The 13054-nt window shown below is 61.2% G+C and carries 11 protein-coding genes; 5 read left to right on the forward strand and 6 right to left on the reverse strand.

Features of this window, described 5'->3' with window-relative positions:
* Positions 1-144 precede the first annotated feature (144 nt).
* Entirely contained in the window at positions 145-888 is a 744-nt protein-coding gene (locus tag D8U60_RS09410; protein ID WP_130899985.1) for a phosphatase PAP2 family protein, read from the reverse strand.
* A 209-nt stretch (positions 889-1097) separates the two neighbouring features.
* Here D8U60_RS09410 and colR point away from each other — a divergent pair, with 209 nt between their 5' ends.
* The 5 genes from colR (at position 1098) to D8U60_RS09435 (ending at position 4822) form a co-directional block, all read left to right on the forward strand.
* Positions 1098-1781 (forward strand): two-component system response regulator ColR, encoded by a 684-nt coding sequence (colR, locus tag D8U60_RS09415; protein ID WP_016773421.1) that lies wholly within the window; start codon positions 1098-1100, stop codon positions 1779-1781.
* Positions 1771-3054 carry a HAMP domain-containing sensor histidine kinase gene (locus D8U60_RS09420; protein WP_123443727.1) on the forward strand — a complete coding sequence of 428 codons (1284 nt, stop codon included), beginning with the start codon at positions 1771-1773 and terminating at the stop codon, positions 3052-3054. The genes colR and D8U60_RS09420 overlap by 11 nt, the downstream gene beginning before the upstream one ends.
* 149 nt (positions 3055-3203) lie before the next feature.
* The gene (locus D8U60_RS09425; protein WP_071173442.1) at positions 3204-3872 is read left to right on the forward strand and encodes a class I SAM-dependent methyltransferase; all 669 of its coding nucleotides are present in this window, start codon (positions 3204-3206) and stop codon (positions 3870-3872) included.
* Positions 3873-3875: 3 nt separating this feature from the next.
* Positions 3876-4592: a lipopolysaccharide kinase InaA family protein gene (locus D8U60_RS09430; protein WP_130899986.1), complete on the forward strand. Its 717-nt coding sequence runs from the start codon at positions 3876-3878 to the stop codon at positions 4590-4592.
* Between the two features lie 2 nt (positions 4593-4594).
* Positions 4595-4822 (forward strand): hypothetical protein, encoded by a 228-nt coding sequence (locus tag D8U60_RS09435; RefSeq protein ID WP_016773424.1) that lies wholly within the window; start codon positions 4595-4597, stop codon positions 4820-4822.
* 255 nt (positions 4823-5077) lie between these two features.
* Here the strand turns inward: D8U60_RS09435 and D8U60_RS09440 are convergent, their stop codons facing one another.
* From D8U60_RS09440 to D8U60_RS09460, 5 genes are all read right to left on the reverse strand, one after another.
* Positions 5078-8104, reverse strand: a complete 3027-nt coding sequence (locus D8U60_RS09440; RefSeq protein WP_130899987.1) for a multidrug efflux RND transporter permease subunit — start codon at positions 8102-8104, stop codon at positions 5078-5080.
* Positions 8105-8117: 13 nt separating this feature from the next.
* Entirely contained in the window at positions 8118-9266 is a 1149-nt protein-coding gene (locus D8U60_RS09445; RefSeq protein WP_076563993.1) for an efflux RND transporter periplasmic adaptor subunit, read from the reverse strand.
* Between the two features lie 168 nt (positions 9267-9434).
* Positions 9435-10535, reverse strand: coding sequence for a DUF1513 domain-containing protein (locus tag D8U60_RS09450; protein ID WP_130899988.1), 1101 nt, complete (start codon positions 10533-10535; stop codon positions 9435-9437).
* A gap of 14 nt (positions 10536-10549) precedes the next feature.
* Positions 10550-11614 carry an imelysin family protein gene (locus D8U60_RS09455; protein WP_122507745.1) on the reverse strand — a complete coding sequence of 355 codons (1065 nt, stop codon included), beginning with the start codon at positions 11612-11614 and terminating at the stop codon, positions 10550-10552.
* A 27-nt stretch (positions 11615-11641) separates the two neighbouring features.
* On the reverse strand, positions 11642-13054 hold a 1413-nt coding region (locus D8U60_RS09460; RefSeq protein ID WP_130899989.1), incomplete at its 5' end, for a di-heme oxidoredictase family protein.

The following is a 13054-nucleotide window of genomic DNA, read 5'->3' on the forward strand; positions in this document are numbered from 1 at the left end:
GGGGTTTTTTATTACCCCAATTTCGAAGCTCACTGGTATCCCCCTGTGGGAGCGAGCCTGCTCGCGAAAGCGGTCTGTCATCCGACATGCAAGCCAGTTGAGCCGACAATTCGCGAGCAGGCTCGCTCCCACAGGTTGTTTATTTCAGGCATTGATCGGCTGTGTGTTCATCGCCGTCGAAGTCTTGCCAGCCGGGCGATAAAGCACCCAGTAATAAGCCCCCAGGCAAATCAGCCAGCAGAAAATCGCCGTCCACACGTTGTGCGAGAAGAAGTGCGCGCCCTGCATCATGCGGCTGATCGAGAACACCGAGCCCAGCGCAAAGGCGAACACAAACGCCTGCCCTGCCAGTCGCGGGCGGCGGTCACGCAACACGAAGAACAACGCAAACAACGTAAACCCGGTCGCCGCATGGCCACCCGGCCAGCAACGTCCCGGCTTGTCCGTGGCGGGGCGATGCTCCATCAGTTTGCTGTAGGTCTCGTGACCGCCGAATTGCTCCAGGCTCCATGGGCATTGCACGGCGGTGACGGCTTTGACTGGAGTGACAAACGAAGTCGCCAGCCCCAGCGACAGCACCAGGCAACCCAGTTCGCGCTTGAACGGTTTCAGTCGTTCGATGAAAAACGCGCCGATGAAACCCAGAATGGCAAACACCGAGAAGCCGATCACCAGCTGTTTCGCCCGGTCATGCAGGATGTCTTCAAGAAAATAGCTGTGCCGCCCGATGAAATCCCCGGCGACCGGGTCGTAGAACATTTGCGCCAGAACCATGTCCAGATCGGTCAGTTCGAGCAACAGCAGAATGATCGCCGCCGCTGCGGGAATGCCCAGACACAACCACCAGTTCAGCGGTCTTGAAGCGGGAAGGGCAGAGGTCGACACCATGGCAGGTTCCTTGGTCGATGAACGGAGGAGAGAGCGTAATCGCGCGGAGTCTGCGCGCGCTGGCGTCGGCGATTTGTTAACCGAAAGTGAAAAAAACGTCGCAGCGCGCGCAGCGCAGGTTTATCAAAAAACGCCCCTAGCCCTGAGCCACACTTGGCCGTAAGCTGCGCGGGCCAAGACGGCCGTTACCCCGTTCGGAGGAGGTGCCCATGCGAATTCTGCTGGTCGAAGACAACCGCGACATCCTGGCCAATCTGGCCGATTACCTGGGCATGAAAGGCTATACCGTCGATTGCGCACAAGACGGCTTGTCCGGTCTGCATCTGGCGGCGACCGAGCATTACGACCTGATCGTGCTCGACATCATGCTGCCCGGCATCGACGGCTACACCTTGTGCAAACGCCTGCGCGAAGATGCCCGGCGCGATACGCCGGTGATCATGCTGACCGCCCGCGACCAACTCGACGACCGGCTGCAGGGCTTCAAGTCCGGCGCCGACGATTACCTGATCAAACCGTTTGCGCTGTCCGAGCTGGCCGCCCGCGTCGAAGCGGTCATGCGCCGTGCTCAGGGCGGCGGTCGCCGCGCATTGCAGGTCGGTGATCTGAGCTACGACCTCGACACCCTGGAAGTGACCCGCGAAGGCAAACTGCTCAAGCTCAACCCGGTCGGTCTCAAGCTGCTCGCGGTGTTGATGCAGAAGAGCCCGCACGTGCTGCGTCGGGAGATTCTCGAGGAAGCGCTGTGGGGCGATGACTGCCCGGACAGCGACAGCCTGCGCAGCCATGTTCACCAATTGCGCCAGGTGATCGACAAGCCATTCGCCAAGCCACTGCTGCACACCGTGCACGGTGTCGGTTATCGCTTGGCCGAGGGCCGAGATGGAGTTTAAGCAGAGTCTTTCCCAGCGGATCATCATCGCCTTTGCGCTGATGAGCGCACTGGTCGCCGGCGCTTTCGCCATGGGCATCGTTGCGACGGTGCACCTGGTGGAAGAGAAACTGATTTCCGCAGGGCTGGGCGGCGACCTGCAACGTTTGCTGCTGATGGACAACGTCTCCGACTGGAGCCATCGCCCCGAGCCGGATCAGTTGTTCTATTTCAGTGGCGGGCCGGGGGATTTCGACCTGCCCAAGGATTTGCGTCACCTCGATGCCGGTTTCCACGAGGTCTTTCGCGAGCAGCTGTCCTATCACGCCATGGTCGAAGTGGTAGATGGCCGGCGCTACGTGCTGCTGCAGGATCAAAGCGATTTCGAGGAGCGCGAGCGCGTGCTGTTTGCCGTGGTGCTGGTGGGCTTCGTGCTCAGCCTGGCATTGGCGGTGTTTCTCGGCTGGGTGCTCGCGCGCAAGGTGATGGCGCCGGTGGTGCGTTTGGCGCGGCAGGTTCGGCATCGCGACCAGTTGCTCGGGCTGGCGCCGCCCCTGGCGCCGGATTATGCAGCGGATGAAGTCGGTGAACTGGCGGTGGCGTTCGATGCCACGCTGGGGCGCTTGCGTCAGGCGCTGAACCGCGAGCGTTTGTTCACCAGCGACGTCAGCCACGAATTGCGCACGCCGCTGATGGTCCTCGCCAGTTCCTGCGAACTGCTGCTGGAAAACCCCGGTATCGATCAGCGCGGTCGCGCTCAGGTCGAGCGTATTGCCCGGGCCAGCGAGGAGATGCGCGAGCTGGTGCAGACCTTCCTGATGCTGGCGCGCGCACAGAACGAAGAGGCCGGCGCCGCGCCGCAGCAAAACCTCTCACAAGTCGCCGAAAGCCTGCTGTGCCTGTGGCGCGAACCGATCGAGCGCAAGGGCCTGAAGCTGATGTTCGAGCCGGGCGATCCACCGGACACTCGTTACAACGCGACCTTGCTCAATGCGGTGATGGGCAACTTGCTGCGTAACGCACTGCATTACACCGAAGAGGGTTTCATTCGCCTTACCCTTACCGCCAGCGGCTTCATCGTCGAGGACTCAGGGGTAGGCATTCCCGAGGAAAAACGCGAGGCGATGTTCGAGCCGTTTGTGCGCGGTAGCGAGAAACGTGGCGAGGGTCTGGGCCTAGGCCTGTCGCTGGTCCAGCGCATTTGCGAAAACCAGGGGTGGACAGTCAGCCTGAGCACGATGGACCCCAATGGCTGCCGATTCGAGGTAGATCTTGGCGTGAATACCGGCAAATAGTGGCTCGAGGCTACTCCCGCCCACCTGTCTAAATCCTGTATAACGTTGTAATACTTTGCAGATTTACCTGACAGAATTTTCACAATTGGATGACCTGACGCTGACACACCGCTGCTTAAGGTGGTGTCATCAGAACAGGAGTCCAGATGATGGCCGACCCGATCAAGCTCGATTTTTCCGAAAAGTACGACGACCAACACGCACAACGTTACCTGCGCAAGCACAAGGAAAGCCTTGGCCGCCGCCTGTCGCACTGGCGCGACGAGCAATTGGGTCGCAAGGCTCTGGCGCTGGCGGGGGATCCCGGTCTGGTGCTGGATCTGCCCTGCGGTGCCGGACGCTTCTGGCCAATGCTCGCGGAGAAACCCAACCGGGTGATCATCGGTGCGGACAATTCCGAGTCGATGATCAACACCGCGCTGCAAGGGCAGCCAGCCGATGTGGTCAAGCGTGTACAACCGCTGCACACCTCGGCATTCGATATTGCTTTGCCGGATAACGCGGTCGACAGCATCTTCTGCATGCGCCTTCTTCACCACATCGGTGAAGCCGAGCACCGCAAGGTGATCCTGCGTGAATTCGAGCGGGTAACCCGTGACAGCGTGATTGTTTCATTGTGGGTCGATGGCAACTTCAAGGCGTGGAAGCGCAAGCGCGCCGAGCTCGACCGGCCGAATCGTGATTACCAGAACCGCTTTCTGATTCCGGCGGCCACGATCGAAAAAGAATTTGAACAGGCGGGTTTCCGCATTCAGGAACAACTGGACTTTATACCGCTCTATGCGATGTGGCGGGTTTACGTATTACGCAAGAGGTAGAGGATGGCAGTGCAAGCAGCAGTTGAAGCGAATGTCGCTCCACAGGATGGTTTCGATTACTACTGGGCCCAGCGTGGCGATTGGGTTGAAGAGCCCAACGTGCGCCGCGGTGGCGAAAGTGGTGTGCAGCGCATCGTCGGCCGTGACGGCCAGTTGCTGTACGCCAAACGCCAGACCGGGCACATCTATCGCAGCTGGTTGCACCCCTTCGGTCGCCCGACTGTATTGCGCGAACTCGATGCGCTGACCGGCGTGAGCAAACTCGGCGTGCGCGTACCACAAATCGTCTTTTGCGGCGCGCAACCGGATCCGCAACACAAGTGGCGCGCCCTGCTTGTCACCAAATCCCTCGACGGTTTCCAGGAACTGGAACAGTGGCTGGCTGCCGCCGGTGGTCGCGATCAATGTGGCGACGTGGTTTACGAGAAAGTCCTCAAGGACCTCGCCGAGAACCTGGCGCGCATGCACAAGGGCCGCTGGCAACACAGCTGCATCTACATCAAACACGTTTTCGTGCGCGTCACCGGTGAAGGTGAAGCGGCGCAGGTTGAAGTGGCGTTGATCGATCTGGAGAAGTGCCGTCAGCGTCTGACACCCTATCGCGCCGCGCAGCATGATATGAAGCAACTGCGTCGCCATTCGTCGTTCCGCGATGCCGACTGGAAAAAACTCGTCTACTTTTATGAGACGGCGTTTGGCAGCGCTATCAAAGGTTTATAGCGATGAAACTCGAAATTGCACGAGGTTTGTTCCTGGTCGGGGCCTTGGCAGTTGCTTCACTGGCGGTGGCTGCCTGGGAGCAGCCGCGCATGCAGGTCATAGGAGCGTCCGGGAACGACGCTCATTGTTCGGTTCCACGGGTGGCGAAAGCCTCCGTGGCGACCCAGCCCGATCATGATTTGCTGTTGTTCATGTTCGGACTGTCTCAGGGAATGAGGCCAGCCAGTTGAAACGATTCAAGCCCAAATAAAAGGCCTCGCAGTTGCGAGGCCTTTTATTTGGAATACGGATTGTGTAGGAGCTGGCGAAGGCTGCGATCTTTTGATCTTGCTTGATCGTTCCTACGCTCTGCGTGGGAACGCCTCAAAGGACGCTCCGCGTTCCAATGGGACGCGGAGCGTCCCGAGCTGCATTCCCACGCAGAGCGTGGGAACGATCAAAATACCGCATTCGCGAGCAGGCTCGCTCCCACAGGGAAATGTGCATTATCTGGCATCTGGCTTAGCGAGGAAGGTATAAACACACGGCAGCACGAACAGCGTAAACAGCGTGCCGATCGACATCCCCGTCGCAATCACCATGCCGATATCAAAGCGGCTCACTGCGCCCGCACCGGTGGCCAGAATCAGCGGCACCATGCCGAACACCATTGCCGCCGTTGTCATCAGCACCGGGCGCAAGCGAATCGCCGCTGCTTCCTCCACCGCTTCACGGGCGGTCAGGCCCTTGTCCTTGCGCAACTGGTTGGCGAATTCGACGATCAGGATGCCGTGCTTGCTGATCAGGCCGATCAGCGTCACCAGCCCGACCTGAGTGTAGATGTTCATGCTCGACCAGCCGAGGAACAGCGGAATCAGCGCCCCGCAAATCGACAGCGGCACCGTTACCAGAATTACCAGCGGGTCACGGAAGCTTTCAAACTGTGCGGCCAGCACTAGAAAGATGATCGCCAATGCCAGGGCGAAAGTTACCCACAATGCGCTGCCTTCCTGTACGTATTGCCGCGAGGCACCGCCGTAATCGAAGGCAAACCCGGCCGGTGCTTCTTCGCGGGCAATCTGCAGCACGGTGTCGATGGCTTCGCCCATGCTCACCAGCGGGAAACCGGAAATCTTCGCCGCGTTGAGCTGCTGGAACTGATTGAGCTGGCGCGGCCGTGCGCGGTCGCTGACCTTGATCAAGGTCGACAGCGGCAGCAATTCGCCCTGGGTGTTTTTCACGTAGTAATTGTTCAGCCAGTCCGGGTTGTCGCGGTAGGCCCGTTCAACCTGGGCGATGACCTTGTAGCTGCGCCCGTCGATGGTGAAGCGGTTGATTTCCGCCTCGCCGAGCAAGGTCGCCAGCGTGCTGCCGAGGTCGAGCATCGACACGCCCATCTGCGCGGCCTTGTCGCGGTCGATATCCACGACTACTTCCGGCTTGTCGAACGCCAGATCGAGGTCGACGAAGGCGAACTTGCCCGACTCCATGGCGCGTTTCTCGATGCGCTCGGCGACTTGCAGCAGCAGCTCGTAGTCATTGGCGGTGTTGACCACGAATTCGAAAGGCAGACCCTCACCGGTGCCGGGCAGGGAGGGCAGGTTGAAACCGAAGATCTGCAGGCCGGGAATGCTCTCCAGTTTGCTCTGCACCTCGGGGAGGATTTCCATCTGCGTGCGGCTGCGCTCGTTCCATGGCTTGAGCAGGAAACCGCCGATACCGGCCTGCACGCCGTTGTAGCCGTTGATCTGGAACGATGAGTAGTACTCGGGAAACTCTTTGAAGATGGTGATGAATTCGTCGGTGTAGGTGCTCAGGTAGTCGAGGTTGGTCGGCTGCGGTGCGCTGGCCATCATGAAAATGATGCCTTGATCCTCGTCCGGGGCCAGTTCCGACTTGGTGAACTTGAGAAACACCGGAATCAGGCACAGCACGATCACCGCAAACACCAGCACCACCGGCCGCGTATTGAGCGTGCCGTGGAGCATGCTTTGATAGCGGCGCTTGAGGCCTTCAAAGACGCGGTCGAGGCGATGGGCCAGGCCGCTGGGATTCTCTTCGTGGCGCAGCAGAAACGCGCACATCATCGGCGACAGCGTCAGGGCGACGACGCCGGAGATCACCACCGCACCGGCCAGGGTCAGGGCGAACTCCTTGAACAGCGCTCCGGTCAGCCCGGTGAGGAAACCGATCGGCGCATACACCGCCGCCAGGGTGATGGTCATCGACACCACCGGCATGGCAATTTCCCGCGCGCCTTCCAGGGCTGCATCGAACGGCGTCTTGCCTTCCTCGATATGCCGGTGAATGTTCTCCACCACGACGATCGCATCGTCCACCACCAGACCGATGGCCAGCACCATGGCCAGCAGCGTCAGAAGGTTCATCGAGTAACCCATCATCTGCATGAAGAACATCACGCCGATCATCGACAGCGGAATGGTCACCACCGGGATCACTACCGAACGCAGCGCGCCGAGGAACAGGAACACCACGACGATGACGATCAGCACCGCTTCGAACAGGGTTTTCACCACCTCATCGATCGACGCCTGAATGAACAGCGTGGCGTCGTAGGCGATTTCGCTTTTCAGGTTCGGCGGCAGCTGCGCTTCCAGCTCGGGCATCAGCTTGCGCACTTCCTTGATCACGTCCAGCGGGTTGGCGCCGGGGGTGGCCTTGATGCCGATATACACCGACGGCGTGCCGCCGAACGAGCTGATCGAATCGTAGTTTTCCGCGCCCATTTCCACCCGCGCGACATCACGCAGCAACACACGGCTGTCGCCATCGACCTTGAGCGGAATCGCCGCGAAGGCTTCGGCGGATTTCAGTTCGGTGTTGGCGTTGATGCTGGTGACGGTGTACTCGCCTTTCACTTCGCCGGCAGCGGAGAGGAAGTTGTACTGGCGCACCGCCGCAGTCACGTCGGCGGCGCTGAGGCCAAAGCCGGCGAGTTTCACCGGGTCGAGCCACAGGCGCATGGCGAACACCTGATTGCCGAGGATCTCCGCTTCGGCCATGCCCGGCAGCGTCGCCAGTTTTGGCTGGATGACACGCGACAGGTAATCGGTAATCTGCGGGTTGCTCAGGTCCTTGCTGAAGAAACTGATGTACATCAGCGCCGAAGCGTCGGCGGATTCCTTGCTCAGCACCGGGTCTTCGGCGTCCTGCGGCAGCTTGTTCTTCACCTCGTTGGCCTTGGCCAGCAGTTCGGTGAACAAGCGGTCGGTGTTGGCACCGATGCGCGCGTAGATCGAAATCACCGAGAAGTTCTGCCGGCTCACCGAGGTCATGTAATCGATGCCCTCGGCGCTGGCCAGGCTCTGTTGCATCGGCTGGGTGATGTAGCCCTGAATGGTTTCGGCATTGGCCCCGGGATAAGCCGTGGTCACCGTGATCAGGGCGTTTTCCATTTGCGGGTACTGGCGCAGGGGCAGCTTGCTCCAGGCCTGGAAGCCAAGCAGCACAATCAGCAGGCTGACCACGGTGGCGAGCACCGGGCGGCGGATGAACGGATCGGTAAAAGCCATGGGGATTCCTTGATCAGTCGGCGCGAGGCGGACTGTTCTGCTCGCCGAGGGTCTTGTCGTCGCTGATGGCGATGTGGGCACCGTTGTCCAGTTTGATCTGGCCCGCCGTTACCACTTGTTCGCCGCTCTGCACGCCCTTGTTGATCATCACCAGGCCATCGCGGCGTTCACCGGTTTCGACGAAACGACGTTCGGCGATCAGCAGCGGTTGGCCGTTGTCATCCTTGGCGACGCTGCCGTCCTCGGCCTTCTTCTGCCCGACCACGTACACCGAGTTGCCGTACAGGGTGTAGGTGATCGCGCTTTCCGGCACGACGATGTGCTTCTGTGGATCGGGCAGCAGCACCTCAAGGCTGGCGAACATGCCCGGCAGCAGCTTGCCGTCGGGGTTGGCGAGGGTGGCGCGGACGAGGATATTGCGCGTGGTGCTTTCGACGATCGGATTGATCGCGCTGATCTTGCCGACGAAGTTCTGCCCCGGATAAGCGGCGACGGTGAACTGCACGGGCTGACCGATAGCGAGTTTCGGCACCGCTTGTTCCGGCACATAGAAGTCAGCGTAAAGGCTGCTCAAATCCTGCAACGTAGCGATTTTGGTACCGCTGGCGAGGTAGTCGCCGACGTCGACCTGGCGGATGCCGATGGTGCCGCTGAATGGCGCGAGGATGCGTTTTTTCGCCAGCGACGCGTTGAGCTGATTGACCGTGGCCTTGTTCTTTTGCAGCACGGCGGAGAGGCGGTCGTACTCGCCTTTGGAGATCGCGCGGCTGTCGACCAGTTGCGCGCCACGGCCGAAGTCCAGTTGCGCCAGGCCGAGGTCGGCGCGGGCGGTTTCCAACAGAGCGGTCTCGACGGCGCTGTCGAGTTGCAGCAACGGTTGCCCGGCCTTGACCTTCTGCCCGGATTCGAATTTGAGTTCAGTGACGGTGCCGGCGACTTCCAGACTCAAGTCGACACCTTGCAGTGCCTTGAGCGTGCCGACGGTGGGCAGGCGCATTTGCCACGGCTGTTCGCCGGCAGTGGCCACGGCGACGCTGATCGGCGGCTTGGGCTTGGAAAAGCCCTGGATCATCGTGTAGATCGAAAAGGCTTTGTATCCGCCCAGTACCAGGACGATCAGCAAAACAACACCCAACATGATCAGCATGCGGCGACGCAGCATATTTCCATTTCCTTGGATAAATCAGGTGAGACAGGCCCGAACATTACTCCGAGAGTGGCAGGGAATCCAACTGCCAACACAGCAAAAGATCGCAGCCTTCGGCAGCTCCTACAGGGGATTGCATTCCAAAGTAGGAGCTGCCGAAGGCTGCGATCTTTTAAGGACGTTCTACGCCATCAGATGAAGATGGTTGTCCCAGAGCCCCGCCGGCAATTCCAGCGGCTTGGCCAGCAGCTGTTCCTGCCGGCAATCGTAGTAACGGCAACGGCCCTGACCCGAGGTCACGACAAAGCCATCCTTTACCGCACCGACGCCGGCGCAATCAGGCAAAGGCGCATCGAGGCGCAGTTCGCCGCTGTCCAGATCCCAGATAAAGAAGCGATTGCCGCGCGGCGCTGTCAACGCGACCAGACGCAGGTCACTGTGCACCGCAACGCTGGCGGTGTAGTGACCCATCGCCTGCAACTGATCTTCCGCTACCGGGAACGCCACAAACGGTTGCCCGGGTCGCTTGATCGCCAGCAGCTCCGAGCGCTCGTGGGACGGCCCCATGAATTGCTGGCCGGCGACGATGGTACCGTCACTGGCGATGCCCAGGTGGCGGACGCTGTTCATCTGCTGGGCGAGGGTTTCCTTGCTCAGCAATGTGCCGTCGCGCTGCATCAGCACCAGGCTCGGTTCCATGGCGTTGAGGTTCATGTCGACGCGGCTTTCCGCCTCGGTGCGAATGCCGCCGTTGGCCACCACCAGCGTCTCGCCGTCGGGCATCCACGACACCTGATGCGGGCCGAGGCCATGGGTGGAAATCTCGCCCGTGTGCACCAGCCGCTCGCCTTCGAACTTATACACACCGAGCAAACCGCGACCAGGATCGGTCGTATCGTTTTCGGTGGCGTACAGGTATTCGCCGTCCTTGTGCACCACGGCGTGGCCGTAGAAGTGCCGGTTCGGCTGCGAGGTCACGGTCTGCAGCAACGTGCCGTCGCGCAGGTCGATCAGGTAACTCTCGGTTCCCGGACGCCGCGCGACGAACAGCGCCAGCGGCTGCGTCGGGTGGTTGATGATGTCGTGGCAACGCTGGCCGACGTGGGTGGCGAACACCCGCGTACCGTCGAGCCGATAGCCGACGGCGTAATGCTTGCCGTCAGTATCGTCACGCGCCGACAGCAGCAGCGGGCTCTGATCCTTGCGTTTGAACAGCGTCCAGCCGCCCAGCGTCACTGCTCCCAGCAGTGCACTACCTAAAGTCAGAACCTGACGTCGCAGCATGGCACTCGCCCTCATCAGTCACCGTCGTTGGCGTTGAAGCCCAGTTGGATGCCCAGCGCCTTGGCCAGCTCGCCTTCATGCAGGCGATGGACGACGTTGAGGCTGTCGTAGATATCGTTGAGTTGCTGGCGACCGGCGTCGTCCTCGAGCATTTCGCCGAGCGAACGCTGGGTGCTGTCGAACAGCTTCAGCGACGCGGCATAAGCGGCATCGATCTTGTCCGCCAACGGCTTCTGTTCGGCCGGCAGCAGACCGCGCAGGCCTTTGTTGTCGACGCCTTCCCAGACGGTTTTGGCGGCGGCAAGGCTGGCTTCCAGTGCGGTCAGCGACGACTGGCTGCGCCACGCATCCGCCTGGAACGGCTGCGGCACGCCTTTGCTCTGGCGGCCCATCGGCGTGCCGAGTTTTTTCTTCAGGGTATCCAGTGCAGTCACTTGTACGCGCAGCAGATCGGCGATCGCTTCGTGGGAGTCGGCGTAGCGCTGGTTGGGGAACTTGCTCATCTGCGCGAGCATGCCATCGGTGTTGTTCCAGCCCTGCAGGATCTCTTCGGCCAGTTGCTTCTGGCGTTCGCCGATGGCGATCAGCAGCGGGCAGTATTTGGCTTTTTGCGCGTCGTTGGCGACGTCAGGCTTGGCGTCGAAGAGGATGTATTCGTAAGCCGACAGGCCTTGCACCACGACGCTGGATTTGGCCAGCGCTGCGGCATCGATCTGCGGCTGGGCGACGACCAGTTGCTCGACCTGACGGCCGACGAGGTTTTTCTTGTCCGGCCAGAACTGCACTTGCCACGAGCGATTGCCCTCGGCCAGCGGCCCGATCAACAGCGGTTGCAACTCGGCCCAGGCTTTCTGCGCGTGAAGGAAGTCGGCACGGGCGGTTTCCAGGGTCTCTTTGCCCTGGCAGTAGGCGAGGGCGCTGACTGCCAGTTGCTTGTCGGCTTCGACCCAGCGAGTGTAGGTCGGCAGGATCACCGATTTGGCGATCGCCGCCGAAGTGACCGCTTGCGGGTCCTGCGGCGAGCAGGCGCCGAGGGCGAGCGCGGCAAGGCTGGTGAACAGTAACTTGGGACGGAACATGTCGGGCTCCCGATGTTTTTTCAGTATTTAAAGTGAGTTCAGAAACGCCAGCAACGCAGCGCGCTGCTCGGCATTGAAAGACAAAACCTGTTGCTGCGCCGCCGTCGCCTCGCCGCCATGCCAGAGCACCGCTTCGAGCAGGTTGCGTGCGCGGCCGTCATGCAAAAACTGGGTGTGACCGCTGACCGCTTGCGTCAGACCAATCCCCCACAACGGCGGGGTGCGCCAGTCGCGGCCGGAGGCCTTGAATTCCGTGCGGTTGTCCGCCAGGCCTTCGCCCATGTCATGCAGCAGCAAGTCGCTGTATGGACGAATCACCTGATTGGCCAATTCCGGTTCGGCGGCATCGGCGGCAGTGGTGTATTTCGGCGTGTGACACGACTGGCAACCGGCCTGGAAAAACAGATTCTTGCCGGCCAGCACCTGTGGATCGTTGACGCCACGGCGCGCCGGCACTGCGAGATTGCGGCTGTAGAACAGCACCAGCCGCAGGATGTTGTCGCTGACTTCCGGTTCGCCGTCGGGACCATTGCCGTTCGGCGCCTGTTTGCAGGCGGTTTGCACCTCGGTGCAATCGTCGAACGGCCGCAGGCTGGTGGTCAGGCCCATGTCACCGGAGAACGCGTGAACGTTCTGCTGATTGAGATTCGGCTGCCCGGCTTTCCAGCCGAACCGGCCGACGACGGTTTTCTGCAACTGGTCATCCCAGACACGGTTGGGCCGGCCGTTGATGCCGTTGTTCTCTTTCGCCTGGGCGGCGGCGTTGGCGAGGATCGCCTCCTCGGGGATGGCTTCGAGCAGGCCCAGACCAATCATCGGCGGCGCCACCCGCGCGGAAAAACGCGTGTCCGGGTGCATCGGGCCGTAACCGAGTTGGGTGATCTGCAGAGTCGGTTTGCGCAACTCGACCTCGGTGCCGTCCTTGAAGCGTACCGGCACCGGTGTGTAGTCGACCCGCACCTTGCCTTCCGGGGCAACGCCGGGCACGGCCATGTCCTGAAACTGCCCGCCATACACCGGCTCCGGCACTACGCCGAGCTGTTCGATGACTTTGGCGTATTGCGGCGCGTCGGGAATCGACAGGCGCACCAGCATCGACACCGCATTGGATGCGTCAGGTGCCGGCGGATGCCCGCGACCGTCCTTGATGTGGCAGTTCTGGCAGGCGTTGGTATTGAACAACGGGCCGAGGCCGTCGCGCGCCGTGGTGGTCGACGGCGCGATCACCCACGGGCTGCGAAAGAAACTGTTGCCGACACTGAAATCCACGCGCCGCGAGGGCGGCAGGTTGGCCGATGGCAGGGAAAAGGCGTTCTGATCGCTCTTGCGCACGGTCGCTGCACCGCCCGAACGCGCTTCCCCCGGCTCGGCCTTGGTGAAACGCGGGGCGTCATCGCAGGCACTCAGGCCCAGGGCCAGCAACAGTGCGGACAAGCGAAG

Origin of the sequence: Pseudomonas sp. Sample_11, from assembly GCF_004307505.1 — a bacterium.
GTDB classification, from domain to species: domain Bacteria; phylum Pseudomonadota; class Gammaproteobacteria; order Pseudomonadales; family Pseudomonadaceae; genus Aquipseudomonas; species Aquipseudomonas atacamensis.